The organism is Rhodococcus sp. HNM0569 (assembly GCF_012726205.1).
Taxonomy (GTDB): Bacteria; Actinomycetota; Actinomycetes; order Mycobacteriales; family Mycobacteriaceae; genus Rhodococcus_F.
Map to the genome: position 1 here is coordinate 195,811 of NZ_JAASAE010000004.1, position 16,051 is coordinate 211,861.

Below are 16,051 nucleotides of genomic sequence, written 5' to 3' on the forward strand. Positions count from 1 at the left end.
GAAGAGATAGCCGGGTGCTGCCAATCGAGCGCGGTCAGTGTTGTGCTCGACGAACGCGGTCAGTGTTGTGCTCGACGAAAAGGCATGGCGGAAGCGCATCTTTCCCCGTCTTCGAAGGTGTGGGATGGGTCACGAGGCGCGCTGATCAGGGTCGCTCGTTGTGCGACGGCCGGTTGATGTTGTCGGACAGGACCGAGATGTCGGCAGTGGGGGTGACGACGAATGCCTCGAGCGAGTCGGCTGTCAGGACGGCGTCGATGCATTCGCGTGAACCCGCGACGTAGGTCGACGTGAGGTCCTGATTGGTGTTGACGAACCATTGCTTTCCTCGGGGCCACCAGAGGTTGACGCCTTCGAGCTTGTATTCGTCGGAGGCGCGTTCGATGGTGCCGCTGAACATCACCATCGGTCCCGCCGGGGTCGACAGCCGTGCCGCGTCCGAGGCGACGGGGTAGGTCTTTCCCTCCCAGAAACCGAAATAGCATTCGGTGCCCGCGGCGGTGAATCGACTGAGCACTGCGCGGAGGGTGGACAGCGTTGCCGGTGGCAGACGTCCGACGTCCGGCGCAGTCGGTGAAAACAAGGGGTGCTCGGAGCCTGCGATGTATTCCCACTGCATTCCGGGATGGACGGTCTTCCTCCGGCGCCGGGCAATCTCTGCCCAGCTGGTGCCTGGACAGAGATTGCCCGGCGCTGGAGGGTGAAGGATCCGTGTGAACGCGGAGTATCCGGCAGGCACGAGGGAGGCAACTGTATTGCCGGAAGGAGCCAATGCGGCTTCGAGCCACTCGCCGTCGTGGAAACGTCCGCGCAGTAGTTCGCTGTCGGTCCATGCAGTCACCGGATCTCGTTGCCCTTCTTCTGGTCTTTCAGGTTTGCGAGTGGCTGCCCTTCCCTCGGCACACTGCTTGCTCCAGCTTCGAGACTGCCCGGTTGCGTCGACGGACTCGCCGAGTCACGACGATCAGGCGCCGATTCGCCGTGAGTCAACGTCTGCGGCTGCTGCCGGTGCGGTTGTTCTTCCGCGCGCGGGGTGGCGGGTTGCGGTAGGTGGTGCGTGTGTCGCGGCGATCGTCGACGCGACGGCGGCGCTCGTTCTCCTTGTGGGAGATCTGTTTGCGTGGGTAGCGCTGCGGTGCCGGCGTGCGTCGCTGGGTGAAGCGTTGTGGCGTGGGGGTGCCGAAGATGCGGGTGAGCCAGCGGTGTTTGCCGTCGGTGTTCAGTGACGTGATCGCTTCCGGCTCGCGAAGCGCGGCGTGCGCGATGAGCCCGAACATCACCAGGGTGGCGATCATCGAGGTTCCGCCGGCGGAGATCAAAGGCAGCTGCAGGCCGGTGATCGGAACCAAGCCCACGACGTAGGCGATGTTGATGGCCGCCTGGGCGACGACGAACACCGTCGCGGTCGCGGACATGACACGCAGGAACGGGTCGCGCGCGCGTTGCGAGATGCGCAGTCCCACCCACAGCACGATCGCGAACAGGGCGATCACGAGTAGCCCGCCGAACAGGCCGAGTTCTTCGCCGACGACTGCGAAGATGAAGTCGTTGTATGCCTGGGGGAGATACGACCATTTCGACTGGCCCTGTCCGAGGCCGGTCCCGAAGAGGCCGCCGTGTGCGAGGGCGAACCGCGCCTGGGTTGCCTGGTAGTTGAGTCCTTGCGGATCGGCAGCCGGGTTGAGAAACGCGCGGATGCGGTCGGATCGGTAGGCCGCGGTGGTCGCCAGGATCACGAAGGCGATCACCGCACCGAGCGCGATGGCGCCGACGAGCCGAGTCGGGAACTGTCCGAACCACAGCAAGGCCATGACGATGGCACCGATCGTCGCGGTCTGCCCGAGGTCACGTTCGGCGACCACGAGCGCCATGATCACCAACGATCCGATCATCAGCGGCTTGAAGGCTGCCATTGCCTGCATCGAAGAGGTGGACAGCGCGGAGGCGATCAGGTGGGCGCCCCAGACCACGAGGACGACCTTGGCGAACTCCGACGGCTGGAAGCCGACACTGCCGAGCATGATCCACGACCGCGCACCCATCTGCTCACTGCCGATGCCGGGCATCAGAACGGCGACGAGCGCGATCAACGCGATCCCCAGCCCCCACGGGGCGAGGGTGCGCACGGTTCTGGTCGGCAGTCGCACCACGGCGACGAACAGGACCAGGCCGATCGCCGCATACATCACCTGCGGGACGAACCGCGTGTAGGACGAGCCCGACGCGACGTACGACTCGACCGCGGACGAGGACAGCACCATCACCAGTCCGAGGCCGAGCAGCAGCAGGGTCGCGGCGGTGATCAGGTGGAAGTCCGACAGCGGGTGCGAGAGCCAGACGCCGAGCCGGGTGCGCGGGCTCGAGCGAGTGGCGGCGCGGCCGGCACGCTCGCGTGGCCGACGGTTCGGGCGGGGCCGGTCTACCTCGGTACTACGCACCTCGCGATGGTCCCACGCATCAGTCGGTCGCTGGTCGACGCGGAACCGGTCGTGTCGGGCACAGCGCGACCGAACGCACCGGACGGCGTGTTCCGACGGTCAGTCGACGGGTCCGGATTTCGTGATGTGCGTGAGGGAAACTCCTGACCTCGGAATTCGTACCGTTTCACGCTTCGTGGCACGCCGGCGTCCGGGCCGGGCGAGCTAGTATCGCGTCCATGACCACGGCATTCGACGCACGCGACATCTGGTCGTGCCTGCACGTCGACTTCTGCCGCACTTCCTCGGAACGCTGTCGACACTGACGTCCGGCCTTCGCGCCGGGCACGCACGTCACCCACAGGCCACGCTCGGTGCCCGAGCGACTGCATCTCGAGGAATCCGCATGACTACTTCGTTCGCCGATCCGGCGACCCTGCCCGCACGCGCCGACCACGTCGGCACCCTCCACATCGCCGTCGAATTGTCCGGTGCGGGCCACCACCCCGCCGCGGCGGGCTTGCCCGGAGCGACTCCGGTCGGGCCCGCACGCTGGATCGATTTCACGTCGCCGTCGAGTCGCCCGCTCGACCTGTCCGCGCGGCCCGCGGAGGTCGTCCGGGTGCGGGCCACCGATCTGCGCGAGGCCCGTGCCGCGTATGCGTCGGTGCTCGACGACGCGCTGCGCGGCGGCAGGCTGCGTCCGGTCGTGCTCGCCGACGTCGAGGTGCTCCTCGCGCCCGATGCCCGCCGTGCACGGCGCCTGCTCCGGGAACTCGACGCCGCCGAGTCGGCCACGCCCACCACGCTCCGCTACGTCGGCACACCCCTCGGCCTCGCCGGGCTCGTCGCCGACATCGGCGCCGCCCACGTCGCAGACGGTGTCACGTTGTTGCCGCTCACGCTGCCCGGCGCGCTCGAACACATCGTCACCGGCACGATTCCGTGGCTGCGTTCGCGGGGCCTGGTCGTCGACAGCGACGCCGTCGAACGCGCCGCGGGTGCCGTCGGCCTCGAGGCGTCTGCGCGCCGCGCGTCCTGACCGGACGCGCCACGCGGGTGTGGCCGAGGCGGCAAGGCAGCGGTCTGCAAAACCGTCCACGCGGGTTCGACTCCCGCCACCCGCTCGAAGTCCCGGGATGCTCGGTTCACCACGAGGTTTCGGCGACTCGGCAGAAGTTCCCGCCGAGCACCGCAGTGATGTCGGCGTCCGCCCACCCACGGTCGCGCAGCCGGGTGCCGAGTCGGAGGAATACTTCCGGCGGCATCCACTGGATCGGCCCCCAACGCGTGTAGCTGTCGTCGAACAGCCCGGGGTTGGTCCGCGATTCACGCAGGAAGTCGGCGGCGTCGAACGAAAAGTCGGTGCTGACGCCCACGTGTTCGGCACCGACGAGTTCGACGGCGTACTCGAGGTGTTCGATCATGGCGTCGAGCGTGGGAGTGTTGGGCCCGAGAAAGATCCCCACTCCCGTGATTCCGACGACTCCTCCGGTGTCGGCGCAGGCGCGGGCCTGTTCGTCGGTGATATTGCGTGGGTGCTGCCAGACCGATCGCATGCACGAGTGGCTGTAGACCACAGGGCCGGTGGATATGTCGCACATGTCCAGCCCGGTGCGGGCGCTGCAGTGCGAGCCGTCGGGTACCATCCCCACCGCATTCATCTCCGTGACCAGGTTACGGCCCCACGCCGTCAGTCCGCGGTCGTAGGAATCGAGACACCCACCGCCCGCTCGGTTCTCGTGGTTGTAGGTGGGCAGCATCGTCCGCACGCCCAGCTCCGCAAAGCGACGGAGATTCTCGAGGTCGCCGTCGAGAGGGCCGGAATCCTCCAGATCGAAGGCCACCGCGATGCGGCCGGATTCGGCGATGCGGGCCACATCGTGCACCGTTGCCGCCACGGCCATCCCCGGATGGCCGTCGATCGAGCGTCGGTAGTGGTCGAGCAGACGTGACGAATCGGCGAAGCTGTGCGGGGAGTAGCCCGCGTTGACCGAGACGAACGCCGGTCCGTCGCGGCTGTATCTCGTCAGCTCGCCGACATCGGCATCCGGTTGCAGGGGCAGGCACGCGTGCTGGTCCCAGAGCAGGCTCACATCCGTCATCTTGCCCCACATTCTCGCCCGTCGCGTGGACCGCGTGGCGCTGCAGGTCGCATCGCCCGGATCCCGCACTCCGAGGGACGGAAAACGCATCCTGTTAACCTAGTGCTCACCCATTGTTGTCCAAAGGTTTTCGGCATTCTCCCCACTGCGGTGAGTCGCACCACACATCGTGCTCGACCCGCTGCGCGAGCGCCCGTTGCCGTTACCGTCGGGCCCCATGCAGACTCTCCGCAAATCCGACGAACGCGACCGACCGCCCGCCGGTTCCACGGGAGGGGACGGGCCGCCGCCTTTACGTGAACGGGTCGCGTCCGTCACGAGATACGACCTTCCGGCGTCGCTCGTGGTGTTCCTGGTGGCACTGCCACTGTCGATCGGTATCGCGATCGCGTCGGGTGCCCCGGTGATGGCGGGACTGATCGCCGCGGTCGTCGGCGGCATCGTCGCCGGCGCGGTCGGCGGATCCCCACTCCAGGTGACCGGACCCGCCGCCGGGCTCACGGTGGTCGTCGCCGAACTCGTCGACAAGTTCGGGTGGCAGGCCACCTGCGCGATCACCGTCGCGGCGGGCGTCCTGCAGATCGTGTTCGGGCTCAGCGGGATCGCGCGTGCCGCACTCGCGATCGCGCCGGTCGTGGTGCACGCGATGCTCGCCGGGATCGGTGTGACGATCGCGCTGCAGCAGATCCACGTGCTCCTCGGCGGCAGCTCGCACAGCACGGTCGTGCAGAATCTCACCGAACTTCCCGGGCAGCTCTTTTCGCCGCAGTGGGATTCGGCGGCGATCGGGATTCTGGTGGTGGTGATCATGGTCGGCTGGAAGCGGCTTCCGGACCGGATGCGGATGGTGCCGGGTCCGCTGGTCGCGGTCGTCGTGGCGACAATCGTGTCGTTGCTCGTTCCGATGGACGTGCCCCGCATCCAGCTCGACGGATCGCTCTTCGACGCGATCGCCCTGCCGTCGCTGCCGGACGGCCCGTGGCTCGCGGTCGCCACCGGTGTACTCACCGTGGCGCTCATTGCGAGTGTCGAGAGTCTGCTGTCGGCGGTCGCGGTCGACAAGATGCACGACGGACCGCGCACCGAGTTCAGCCGCGAACTCGTCGGTCAAGGCACTGCGAACGTCATTTCCGGTGCGGTGGGCGGACTTCCGGTCACCGGTGTGATCGTCCGCAGCTCGACGAATGTCGCGGTGGGCGCGCGCACGCGCGCATCGGCGATCCTGCACGGGATCTGGATCCTGGTATTCGCGGTACTGCTCACCGGTCTCGTGCAGCAGGTGCCCATGGCCGCTCTCGCCGGCCTTCTCGTCGTGATCGGACTGCAACTGGTCAAACTCGCCGACATCACGAAGGCACGCCGCACCGGGGATGCCTGGATCTACGGCGTGACGATCGCGGGAGTCGTGTTCCTGAATCTGCTCGAAGGTGTCCTGATCGGTCTCGCACTTGCCGTGATCCTGTTGCTGTGGCGCGTGATCCGGCCGTCGATCGCCGTCGAGAGGGGTGCGGGCGAGAACACGTGGACGGTCACCGTGGAGGGACCGTGCAGCTTCCTGTCGCTGCCGAAACTGACGTCGTTGCTCTCGCGGATCCCCGAACGCGCCGACGTGACGATCGAACTGGCAGTGGACTTCCTCGACCATGCGGCGTGGGACGCGATCGACCAGTGGGCCACGCACCACCGCCGCGGCGGTGGGCGGGTGACGATCGAAACGACCGGCCCGGTCGCCGTCGACGAGGTCGGCAGCGCACCGCCTACCCGCCGCAGCGCACTCGCCCCGCTCCCGGGTTTCGTCCCGTGGCGGCACTGGCAGTCGAAAAGTGCTGCGGAGCCGCCGAAGTCACCCGCGCTGCGGCCGGTACGCGACGGCGTCGCGGAATACCACCGACGGGGCGCACCGCGGCTGCGCACTCACCTCGACGGTCTCCGCGACGGGCAACGCCCGGACACACTGTTCCTCACGTGTGCCGACTCGCGCGTCGTGCCGAATGTGATCACCAGCAGCGGGCCGGGTGATCTGTTCACGATCCGCAATGTCGGCAATCTCGTGCCGTCCGGCGCGGCCGACGACTCCGTCGAAGCGGCACTGGAATTCGCGGTCGGTGAGCTCGGGGTGTCCTCTGTCGTCGTGTGCGGCCATTCGGGCTGCGGGGCGATGACCGCGCTGCTCTCCGACGAGTCGCCGGGAACGCCCGCCGCGATCGACCGGTGGCTCACCCACGCCGACGCGAGTGTGCGAGCCTTCCGGAGCGGCCACCCTGCGGCGCGCGCCGCAGCGGAACTCGGGCTCGGCGCCGTCGATCAACTCGGCGTCACGAACGTCGCCGTGCAGGTGCAGACGCTCATGCGGCATCCGCTCGTGGGCGAGGCGTTCGCGGATGGGCGGCTGCGGGTCGCGGGCCTGTTCTTCGACATCGCGAGCGCCGAAGTGCTCGAGGTGACCCCGACCGGCGTCGCGCGGCCTCACGCGCCCGCGTTCGCGACCTGACCGGCGCGGCGAACCCGGGGGAGGACCCGCGTCAGTCGTCGCCGGCCGCCACGAGCGGCTCGAGCGTGAGATGCGGGTTCTCCTTCTGGATGTACTGCAGGCGCCACTTGTCGCTGAGCAGTGCGAGCATGACGCCGTCGGAGCGCGTGAACACCTCGACGCCGCGCTGGCGGTCCAGTTCGGGTGCCGACTCGGCGTCGGTGCGGCGCGCGATCCCGTACGGGAGCGACTCCATGCGGGCCTCGACATTGAACTCGGCCTTCATGCGGGCCGCGACCACCTCGAACTGCATCGGGCCGACGGCCGCCATCACGGGCGACGCGTCGCCGCGCAGGTCGTTGCGCAGGATCTGCACGACACCCTCGGAGTCGAGTTGGTCGACCGCCTTGCGGAACTGCTTGTACTTGCCCGCACTCTCGGCGCGCAGGATCGAGAAGTACTCGGGCGCGAACGACGGGATGGGCGGGAACTCGACCTTCTTGTCGAGATACAGCGTGTGGCCCGGTGCGAGGGCGTTTGCATTGACGAGCCCGACGACGTCGCCGGGATACGCGTCGTCGACCGTCGCGCGTTCGCGACCGAACACGGTGAGCGCGTACTTCGTGGCGAAGGGCTTACCCGTCTGCGCGTGCGTGACCACCATGCCGCGCTCGAACACGCCCGACACGATGCGCATGAACGCGAGCCGGTCGCGATGCGCGCTGTCCATGCCCGCCTGCACCTTGAACACGACGGCGCTGAACGGGTCCGTGACCTCGCGGCTCGTGCCGTCGATCGCGTCGCGCCCGTGGGGCGGCGGCGCGAGGTCGACCAGGGTGTCCAGGATCTGCCGGACACCGAAGTTGAGCATCGCCGACGCGAAGATCACCGGCGAGGTCTGGCCCGCGAGGAACAGCTCCTGATCGTGATCCTGGCCCGTGGCCGACAGCAGTTCGCTCTCCTCGGCGGCGGTCGCCCAGTCGTCCCCGTCGCGTTCGAGTGCCGCGTCGGGCGTCAGGATTTCCTCGGGCGCGATCTTCGCGCCGCCCGCGGTGCGCGTGAAGCGGATGTACTCGGAGGCGACGCCGTCCTCGCCGCGGCGCAGCAGGCCGCGGAAATCGCCCGCGATGCCCACCGGCCAGAACAGGGGAGTGGGCGTCAGGCCGATGCGCTCGTTGATCTCGTCGAGCAGCTCGAGCGGGGTGCGGCCGGGTCGGTCCCACTTGTTGATCACGGTGACCACCGGGATGCCGCGGTGCCTGCACACCTGGAACAGCTTGAGCGTCTGCGGCTCGAGGCCCTTCGCGGCGTCGATCAGCATGATCGCCGAGTCGACCGCTGTGAGCACGCGGTAGGTGTCCTCGGAGAAATCCGAGTGACCCGGCGTGTCCACCAGGTTGATCACGTTCTCGATCTCGCCGTCCGCATCTTCGGAGAGGTAGTTGAACTGCAGTGCCGTCGAGCTGACCGAGATGCCGCGTGCTTTCTCCATCTCCATCCAGTCGGAGACCGTCGACTTGCGGCCCGCCTTGCCGTGCACCGCGCCCGCCTCGGCGATGACCTTCGCGTGCAGCGCGAGGGCTTCGGTGAGCGTCGACTTGCCGGCGTCCGGGTGCGAGATGACGGCGAACGTGCGGCGGCGGCGAGCCTCGGCTGCCAGGCCCTTCGCAGGCGAACCCGTCCCGGCCTGTGCAGTCGTTTCGGCCGGGGTGGTCGGGGTAGTCAACGAAGAACCTCTCGGTCGAAGGGGCGGGGACGGCGCGCGGAGCATGGCACGAACGCCGTTTCCAGGATACTCGCCGCGCCGGTGGCGTCCGACGCTGCACGGACGGCGGTAACGGCCGCGACCCGCAGCCGGATCTCCTTCGTGAGGACCCGAGTGACCCGACCCGACAGGAGTGGCACGTGAGCAGGTTCACCGACGAGATGTACGCGACCGCCGCCCGCACCTCGCGCGGCCTCGTGACCGGCGAGCCCGACGCCCCGCGGCGCCAGCAGTGGGGCGAGATCCACGCGCTCGCGCGCCGCATGGCGGGCGGTCTCGCCGCCGTCGGGGTGGGCCACGGCGATGCCGTCGGCGTGCTCGCGGGCGAACCCGTCGACATCGCGCCGTCGTGTCAGGCGATCTGGATGCGCGGCGGTGCCGTCACGATGCTGCACCAGCCGACGCCGCGCACCGACCTCGCGGTGTGGGCCGCGGACACCGAGACCGTCATCTCGATGATCGACGCGAAGGCGGTGGTACTGGGTGTGCCGTTCGACTCGGCGAAGCCGCTCCTCGAGGAACGCGGCATCACCGTGGCCACGATCGAGGCGCTCGCCGCGGGGCCCGACACCGATCCACTCGACACCGCCGAGTCCGACATCGCGCTGCAGCAGCTCACATCCGGTTCGACGGGCAGGCCGAAGGCCGTGCGGATCACGCACGAGAACTTCTACACCAACGCGTACGCGATGATCGACCGCATCGAGTACTCGCTCGACGACGACGTCATGGTGAGCTGGCTGCCGCTCTTCCACGACATGGGCATGGTCGGCTTCCTCAGCGTCCCCATGCAGGTCGGCGCCGAGGTCGTCAGTATCACGCCGATGGACTTCCTGCGGGCCCCGCTGCTGTGGGCGCAGCTGATGGGCAAGTACCGCGGCACGGTCACCGCGGCACCGAACTTCGCCTACTCGCTCCTCGCGCGGCGCCTCCGGCAGGCCGACGACGGTGCCGTCGACCTGAGTTCCGTCCGGTACATGTGGAACGGTGCCGAGCCGGTCGACCCGGACACGATGCACGCGCTGGCCGACGCCGGCGCGCGATTCGGGCTCGATCCCGCAGCGCTCGCCCCGGTGTACGGCATGGCCGAGACGACACTCGCCGTGTCGATCCCGTCGCCCGGACACGGCATGGTGCTCGACCACGTCGACCCCGACCTGCTCGAGGCGATGAACCACGCCGTGCCGTCGACGAAACCGAACGCCCGCGCCCTCGCGACCCTCGGCAGCCTCGTGCCGGGACTCGAGGGACGCGTCGTCGACGACGAGGGCGCTACCCTGCCGCCCCGCGGAGTCGGCGTCGTCCAGGTGCGGGGCCGCGCCGTCACCCCCGGGTACGTCACCGTCGACGGTCTCGTCGCGGCGCAGGATGGAGACGGGTGGCTCGACACGGGCGACGTCGGCTACTTCACCGAGGACGACCTCGTCGTGGTGTGTGGCCGCGTCAAGGACGTCATCATCATGGGCGGACGCAACATCTATCCCACCGACATCGAGCGCGCCGCAGGGACCGTCGCCGGGGTGCGCCCGGGCAATGCCGTCGCGGTGCGGCTCGACGCCGGGCAGAAACGCGAGAGCTTCGCCGTGGTCGTCGAGACCAACGCGGCCGACGACCCGGACGAGGTCAAACGCATCGAACACGCCGTCGTGCACGCCGTGTTCTCCGAAGTCGGCGTGCGGCCGCGCACGGTCGCGGTGCTCGCGCCGGGCAGCATCCCCAAGACGTCGTCGGGCAAACTGCGTCGCGCGGGCTCGGCGTCACTGGTGGGTTGACCACCCGCCTAGGATCGAGGCCATGAGTTCCCTCGACCGCGCTGTCCTGCGCGACCTCGCCCGGATCGAACGCAAGGTCCTCGGCGAGATCGAACTGGGCTGGCGTGGTCGGGCGGTCGGAGCCGTGTCGGTCGTCATGGCTGCGGCGCTGGTCCTGCCACAACTCGGCGGCCTGCACGTGTGGGAACTGCCGGGCGCAGGCAATGCCGGGCTCCTCGCCGTGGTGTTCACGGCGTTCGCGCTGGCTGTCGGGCTCGTCGCGTCGCCTCTCGCGGTGCTCGTGCGGCGCTGGTCGATCGCATGGATCGCCGTCGCGGGCAGCGGCGTCACCACCGCCCTCGGCCTGTTCGCGTACTGGTCGCAGCATTCGGCGCCGCAGGGTGCGGCCTCGGTCGGCCCGGGCCTCGTGATCGACTGGCTCGGTGTCGCGGTGCTCACGGTGCTGTGGCTTCCCGTGGTACTGCAGCGACTCTCGCGTGATCATCACCGCCGGTCGGGCGCCCGCGGACGCACCGCGATCCCGCACTGACCTGCGAGCGAAACCGGCGTGCCTGTGAGCGAAACCGGCGTGCGAGGACTCGCAAAGTGCTCACAAGGGGTCAGTGGAGCCGGTTCTGCGCCGCCTCCAAGCCCAGCTGCAGGACCAGTTCGACGGCGTCCGCGCCTTCTTCGAGCAGCACCGGCAGGTCTTTGCGCTCGACCGACGAGAACGGTTTGAGTACGAAATCGGCGGGATCCTGCCGACCGGGCGGTCGCCCGATCCCGATGCGGGTGCGCACGTAGTCCTTCGTCGTGAGGGCCTGCGAGATGGACCGCAGGCCGTTGTGCCCGCCTTCGCCGCCGCCCTGCTTGAGCCGGATCGTGCCGTAGTCGAGGTCGAGCTCGTCGTGGACCACCACGATGCGGTCGGCCGGAATGGAGAAGAAGCGCGCGAGCGCGGCGACAGGCTTACCCGAGAGGTTCATGTACGACCGGGTCTTCGCCACGACGACCGGCCCGCCGGCGAGCCGGCCCTGCACCATCTCGGCGCCGCTCTTCTTGTGGACCGAGAACTTCCCGCCGACGCGGTCCGCGAGGACGTCCGCCACCATGGCCCCGACGTTGTGCCGGGTCTTCTCGTACTGCGGCCCCGGATTGCCGAGACCGACCACCAGCCAAGGTCCGTCGCTCACGCGTGCACCCGTCCTTTCGGTTCGCTCCACAACATGTCACTCCACACACGACGGCGCGCCCCCGGAAAACCGGGAGCGCGCCGCGAGCCAGTATTCGATCAGCCCTCGGAGGACTCGTCCTCGGTGGGGAGCTGCTCCTCGGGGATGTCCTCTTCCATCTGGCGCGCGGTGGGCGCGGCAACGATGTTGACGACCAGGAGCTCCGGATCGGCCTGCAGGGCCGCGCCGGCGGGCAGCGTCAGGTCTGCCGCGGTGATGCGGGTGCCGACCGGGGCGTTCTCGATCGAGACCGAGAGCTCCTCGGGGATGTTCAGGGCGTCGGCCTCGAGCGCGACGGTGTCCGCTTCCTGCGTGACCAGCGAGCCGGCAGCCGCGTCGCCGCTGACGACGACGGGCACGTCGACGGTGACCTTCTCGCCCTTCTTCACGACGAGGAGGTCGGCGTGCTCGATGTAGTTGCGGATCGGGTGGATGACGACCGACTTCGTGAGCGCCAGCTGCTCCTTGCCGTCGATCTCGAGCTCGACGAGCGCGTTGGTGCCGTGTGCACGCAGGATCGCCGCGAACTCGAGCGACGGAAGGTTCAGGTGGCGGGGCTCGGAGCCGTGGCCGTAGAGCACGGCGGGCACGTTGCCGGCGCGACGGGCACGACGCGCGGCACCCTTGCCGAACTCGGTGCGCGTGGCGGCGACGAGGCGATTCTGGTCAGACATGGTGGAGCGGCTCCTGAAGCTCGTATCGAATGGCTGGCGTCCTGCTCGGCGAGACGAGCGCGCACGGCCGTTGGGGCGAGATGCCCGAGCTGAGCCGTAGTCGCGTCGATCACGGTGAGCCAGCGGAACTAGGCGGTTCACCCTCGCCGAGACAACTCGATCTACCTTACCGGACGCCACCCGCCGAAGCGAACGAGCCCCGACCGGCACCGTCTCACGCCGTCGCGGGCGCGCTCTCGTGTCCGGATGCAGGCGCGACGGGGACCGCGCGGGCCGCGCTGACCCCGGCACGCCGCCCGAAGAAGCTGCCGTCGCCGAGCGACGTGCCGCTCGCGTAGCCACCCGCGCACACACCGGACGTGCACCGGCCCGCGGCGAACAGTCCGGGGATCGGTTCGCCCGACACGTGCAGCACCTCGGAGTCGACGGTGGTCTTCAGGCCGCCGAGTGTGAAGCCGAGCGTGTGTCCGCGCAGATCGATCGCGGCGATCGGCGTCCCGATCGGCTTGACCCACTCGGGCTTCTTGCCCAGCAGCGGGTCGCGGCCCTCGGCGGCGTGCCGGTTGTACACCTCGACGGTCGACGTCAGCGTGCCCGCGGGCAGGCCCATGTCGGCCTCGAGCTCCTCGACCGTCTCGGCCACCCACTTCGGCTGCAGCTGCTGCATGAAGGGGGTCGCCGACGTCGCGGCGGCGCCTTCCTCGTAGCCCGCCTCGTCGATGATCAGGAACGCCTGGTTGTCGTTCTGCTGCAAGGTCGCCTGCCCGATGCGACCGGGATAGGTGTCCTCCGCGATGTAGCGCTGGCCGCGCCCGTTGACCATGATGCCGCGCACCATGTGCTGCGGGTCGGCGATGAACGCGACCTCGGTGGCGTCCATGTGCGCGACGGCGGCGCCGAGCGCCTGGCCCATCAGGATCGCCCGGCCGTCGTGCTGCTCGATGGCCGCGCCGGGCCGCCCGATCAGCCGCGGTGCGAACGACTCGACCATCTCCTCGTTGTACGCGAAGCTGCCCATCGCCAGGACGACGCCGCGTCGTGCGCGTACCGCGATCTCTTCGCCGTACCGCTTGGCGATCACGCCCACCACACGGCCGGTCGTGTCGGTCACGAGCGTTTCGATACGCACGTCGTACTCGGCGCGGACACCGAGCGCTTCCGCGGTCTCGACGAGCGGCTTCATCAGCATGAAGCCGCCGCCCTTCTCGCCTGTCACCTTGCCCGACATCTGCGGCACGTGGCCGCGCGGCGCGGGCGTCGCGATCTCGTGGAACGGCGCGGCGTTCTCGCCGCCCGAGTACATGAGGCCGTCGTCGAACGGGGGCTCCCACGCGGGCTCGCCCCAGAACGACGGCTTGAACGTGACGCCGCAGTCGACGAGCCAGTCGTAGTGTTCGACACTGCCGTCGCAGTACGCCTCGATCTTGGCCTCGTCGACGCCGGGCCCGAGGGCCGCCGTCATGAACGTCTTCATGTTCTCGGGGCTGTCGTCGAAGCCGCACGCGCGCTGCGTCGCGGTGCCGCCACCGAGGTAGACGAAGCCGCCCGCGAGCGACGCGGCGCCGCCCCAGCCGCCGGTGCGTTCGAGGACGAGGACGTCGGCGCCCGCCCGGGCCGCTTCGATCGCGGCCGTGACACCGGCGATGCCGTAGCCGGCGATCACGACGTCGGCTTCGAAGTCCCAGTGCGAGATCTCCGATTCGGGGCGGGGGCGGACGGGCGTGGGAGCGGTCATCGGCGGTGGCATCCTCTCGGCCGGGCTTCGCGCACGGCGGCGCGACAACAGTGCTGCCGGTCACAGTAGACACGTGTCCAGCGGTGGTGTCCCGCATTCCCGGTCAGCGGGAGGCGGCACGCGGCCTAACGAAGTCGCCGGACCGCGCTCAGGAAGGTGTCGAGGTCGGCCTCCGAACAGAAGTAGTGCGCCGACGCGCGCACCACCGAATCGAGGCCGCGCGCCGTCATGTCCAGCAGGGTCGAGCCGCGCACACTCACCGTCACGACGACGTCGAGCGCTCGCAGGCGCTCACGCACCGCGTCCGGCTCGACGCCGTCGACGGTGAACGACACGATGCCGCTGCGCGGCGGTGCCGGATCGCGCACCGTGACGCCCGGGATGTCGTCGAGGCCCGCGCGCAGGTACTCGGCGCGCTCGCCGACCGCGGCCGCGACCGCGTCGACGCCGAGGTCCAGGAGGTAGTCGGCCGCCGCGCCTAGCCCGAGGCGCGCCGCGATGTCGGATTCCCACAGTTCGAAGCGGGTGGCGTCGGGCACCGTCGCGTACGTGTCCGATGCCGTCCATGCGGCACCGCGCATGTCGGGCGCCGCGGGTTCGAGCCGCAACTCCGGCCGGACGTACAGCAGCCCGGTGCCGCGTGGCCCCCGCAGCCACTTGCGCCCCGTGGCCGACAGTGCGTCCACGTCCAGTTCGTGGACGTCGAGCGCGACCTGTCCCATCGACTGGCAGGCGTCGAGCAGCACGAGGGCGCCGTGGCGATGGGCGAGCGCGGCGGCCTCGCGTACCGGGTTGAGCAGGCCACTGTTGGTGGGAGCGTGCACGATCGACACCAAGCGCACGCGCTCGTCGAGCATCGCGTCGAGCGCGGCGAGATCGAGGCGGCCGGACGGCTCGCCCGGAACGAATTCGACGGACGCCCCCACGGCTCGGCCACGCGACAACGCCGCGATCGCGTTCGAGGAGTACTCCACCTGCGACAGCAGAACCCGGTCGCCCGGGCCGAGCGGTACGGCGGCAAGGAAGTCGTTCCATGCCCGGGTTGCGCTGTCGGTCAACGCGATCGACTCGGACGTGGTGCCGAGGAGACGGCCGAGTGAGACCTTGACGGCGGCGAGATCGTCGACGCGTTCGGCGGCCGCGAGATAGCCGCCGACCTCGGTTTCGCGGCGCAGGTGACGAATCTGAGCCTCGACGACGGGTTCGGGGGCGAGCGACGAGCCCGCGCTGTCGAGGAAGACGACGTCCCGGCATCCGGGCGTGTCCGCCCGCACCGCGTCGAGTGGGTCGGTCGGTCGCAGGCTCGAAGCGTCGGCCCGCGTCACTGCAGGTAGCCCTCGACCTCCGATACCGGGCGCACGGCCGCGTCGTCGGGGTTCTCGCCCGCATGCTTGCGGGCCTCGCGTTGGCGGAGCAGATCCCAGCACTGGTCGAGGGCGGCCTCGACCTGCTGGAGCTGGGTGTGTTCGTCGTCCGGCGACAGTGCGCCCGACGACACCTGCGACCGCAGCGTCTTCTCCTTGCCGACGAGGGTCTGGATCTGGTCGAGAATCTGCTGGTGGGCGGCGTCCTGATCACTCATGCCGAACTCCTGGTTCTCTCGTCCGGGTGGCCACCGGACGTGACGTGCGGACCGTGCCCACGCTAGTCGAGGCGAGCGGTCCGGTGGCGAGATAACAGGAGGGCGGGCCGGGCGTCAGGACGCGCGGCGCTCGGCGTCGTCGGCCGGAGCAGCGGGTTCGGCGGCGTACATCGCTTCGAGCCGGGCCTTGATTTCGGTGGTGCTGATGGACGGACGCGGGGTGGCAACGGGACGGTGTGCGGTCGCGGCGTGTCCGGTCTGCATCTGCATGGTGGATGGATCTCCCGAGGGGTGAAGTGGATCGGTTGCAGGAGCGGGAT

Annotated in this window: 14 protein-coding genes and 1 tRNA gene; 5 read left to right on the plus strand and 10 right to left on the minus strand. The window is 69.3% G+C overall.

All coding sequences use genetic code 11. The features are described 5' to 3' along the window. Nucleotides 1–145 precede the first annotated feature (145 nt). The gene (locus tag HCA44_RS07875; protein WP_169647984.1) at nt 146–517 is read right to left on the minus strand and encodes a hypothetical protein; all 372 of its coding nucleotides are present in this window, start codon (nt 515–517) and stop codon (nt 146–148) included. A 469-nt stretch (nt 518–986) separates the two neighbouring features. Next, nucleotides 987–2,438 carry a putative lipid II flippase FtsW gene (gene ftsW / locus HCA44_RS07880; RefSeq protein WP_169647985.1) on the minus strand — a complete coding sequence of 484 codons (1,452 nt, stop codon included), beginning with the start codon at nt 2,436–2,438 and terminating at the stop codon, nt 987–989. A gap of 385 nt (nt 2,439–2,823) precedes the next feature. Here ftsW and HCA44_RS07885 point away from each other — a divergent pair, with 385 nt between their 5' ends. Together HCA44_RS07885 and HCA44_RS07890 are read left to right on the plus strand one after the other, a co-directional pair. Continuing rightward, entirely contained in the window at nt 2,824–3,459 is a 636-nt protein-coding gene (locus HCA44_RS07885; protein WP_169647986.1) for a hypothetical protein, read from the plus strand. A gap of 13 nt (nt 3,460–3,472) precedes the next feature. Further along, a tRNA-Cys gene (locus HCA44_RS07890) sits at nt 3,473–3,544 on the plus strand. Nucleotides 3,545–3,565: 21 nt separating this feature from the next. Here HCA44_RS07890 and HCA44_RS07895 read toward each other — a convergent pair. Next, entirely contained in the window at nt 3,566–4,522 is a 957-nt protein-coding gene (locus tag HCA44_RS07895) for a membrane dipeptidase (RefSeq protein ID WP_169647987.1), read from the minus strand. Nucleotides 4,523–4,739: 217 nt separating this feature from the next. On the opposite strand from HCA44_RS07895, the gene HCA44_RS07900 reads away from it, so the two are divergent. Next, nucleotides 4,740–7,013: a bifunctional SulP family inorganic anion transporter/carbonic anhydrase gene (locus HCA44_RS07900; RefSeq protein WP_169647988.1), complete on the plus strand. Its 2,274-nt coding sequence runs from the start codon at nt 4,740–4,742 to the stop codon at nt 7,011–7,013. A gap of 31 nt (nt 7,014–7,044) precedes the next feature. Here HCA44_RS07900 and HCA44_RS07905 read toward each other — a convergent pair whose 3' ends face one another. Further along, a complete protein-coding gene (locus tag HCA44_RS07905) occupies nt 7,045–8,718 on the minus strand; it encodes a peptide chain release factor 3 (RefSeq protein WP_240945365.1) in 1,674 nt (557 codons plus the stop codon). 179 nt (nt 8,719–8,897) lie between these two features. Here HCA44_RS07905 and HCA44_RS07910 point away from each other — a divergent pair, with 179 nt between their 5' ends. Both HCA44_RS07910 and HCA44_RS07915 read left to right on the plus strand, forming a co-directional pair. Beyond that, entirely contained in the window at nt 8,898–10,529 is a 1,632-nt protein-coding gene (locus HCA44_RS07910; protein ID WP_169647990.1) for a fatty acyl-AMP ligase, read from the plus strand. Between the two features lie 22 nt (nt 10,530–10,551). Continuing rightward, nucleotides 10,552–11,058 carry a hypothetical protein gene (locus tag HCA44_RS07915; protein ID WP_169647991.1) on the plus strand — a complete coding sequence of 169 codons (507 nt, stop codon included), beginning with the start codon at nt 10,552–10,554 and terminating at the stop codon, nt 11,056–11,058. A 70-nt stretch (nt 11,059–11,128) separates the two neighbouring features. On the opposite strand, the gene pth is transcribed toward HCA44_RS07915, so the two are convergent. From pth to HCA44_RS07945, 6 genes are all read right to left on the minus strand, one after another. Further along, the gene (gene pth / locus HCA44_RS07920; protein WP_169647992.1) at nt 11,129–11,701 is read right to left on the minus strand and encodes an aminoacyl-tRNA hydrolase; all 573 of its coding nucleotides are present in this window, start codon (nt 11,699–11,701) and stop codon (nt 11,129–11,131) included. 98 nt (nt 11,702–11,799) lie between these two features. Beyond that, nucleotides 11,800–12,414, minus strand: coding sequence for a 50S ribosomal protein L25/general stress protein Ctc (locus tag HCA44_RS07925; protein WP_169647993.1), 615 nt, complete (start codon nt 12,412–12,414; stop codon nt 11,800–11,802). Between the two features lie 214 nt (nt 12,415–12,628). After that, the gene (locus tag HCA44_RS07930) at nt 12,629–14,149 is read right to left on the minus strand and encodes an FAD-dependent oxidoreductase (RefSeq protein WP_169647994.1); all 1,521 of its coding nucleotides are present in this window, start codon (nt 14,147–14,149) and stop codon (nt 12,629–12,631) included. A 125-nt stretch (nt 14,150–14,274) separates the two neighbouring features. Beyond that, nucleotides 14,275–15,474, minus strand: a complete 1,200-nt coding sequence (locus HCA44_RS07935; RefSeq protein WP_346764632.1) for an aminotransferase class V-fold PLP-dependent enzyme — start codon at nt 15,472–15,474, stop codon at nt 14,275–14,277. Then, on the minus strand, nt 15,471–15,731 hold the full coding sequence (locus HCA44_RS07940) for a DUF2630 family protein (protein WP_169647995.1): 261 nt from the start codon (nt 15,729–15,731) through the stop codon (nt 15,471–15,473). Before HCA44_RS07940 ends, HCA44_RS07935 begins: the two co-directional genes overlap by 4 nt. Before the next feature lie 114 nt (nt 15,732–15,845). Next, entirely contained in the window at nt 15,846–16,001 is a 156-nt protein-coding gene (locus tag HCA44_RS07945; RefSeq protein WP_169647996.1) for a hypothetical protein, read from the minus strand. Nucleotides 16,002–16,051: the final 50 nt, after the last annotated feature.

Coding starts and splice junctions, on each gene's coding strand:
- HCA44_RS07895 (WP_169647987.1), bottom strand. CDS start 4,522: ATGACGGATGTGAGCCTGCTCTGGGACCAGCACGCGTGCCTGCCCCTG.
- HCA44_RS07945 (WP_169647996.1), bottom strand. CDS start 16,001: ATGCAGATGCAGACCGGACACGCCGCGACCGCACACCGTCCCGTTGCC.
- HCA44_RS07925 (WP_169647993.1), bottom strand. CDS start 12,414: ATGTCTGACCAGAATCGCCTCGTCGCCGCCACGCGCACCGAGTTCGGC.
- HCA44_RS07900 (WP_169647988.1), top strand. CDS start 4,740: ATGCAGACTCTCCGCAAATCCGACGAACGCGACCGACCGCCCGCCGGT.
- HCA44_RS07930 (WP_169647994.1), bottom strand. CDS start 14,149: ATGACCGCTCCCACGCCCGTCCGCCCCCGCCCCGAATCGGAGATCTCG.
- HCA44_RS07885 (WP_169647986.1), top strand. CDS start 2,824: ATGACTACTTCGTTCGCCGATCCGGCGACCCTGCCCGCACGCGCCGAC.
- HCA44_RS07915 (WP_169647991.1), top strand. CDS start 10,552: ATGAGTTCCCTCGACCGCGCTGTCCTGCGCGACCTCGCCCGGATCGAA.
- HCA44_RS07940 (WP_169647995.1), bottom strand. CDS start 15,731: ATGAGTGATCAGGACGCCGCCCACCAGCAGATTCTCGACCAGATCCAG.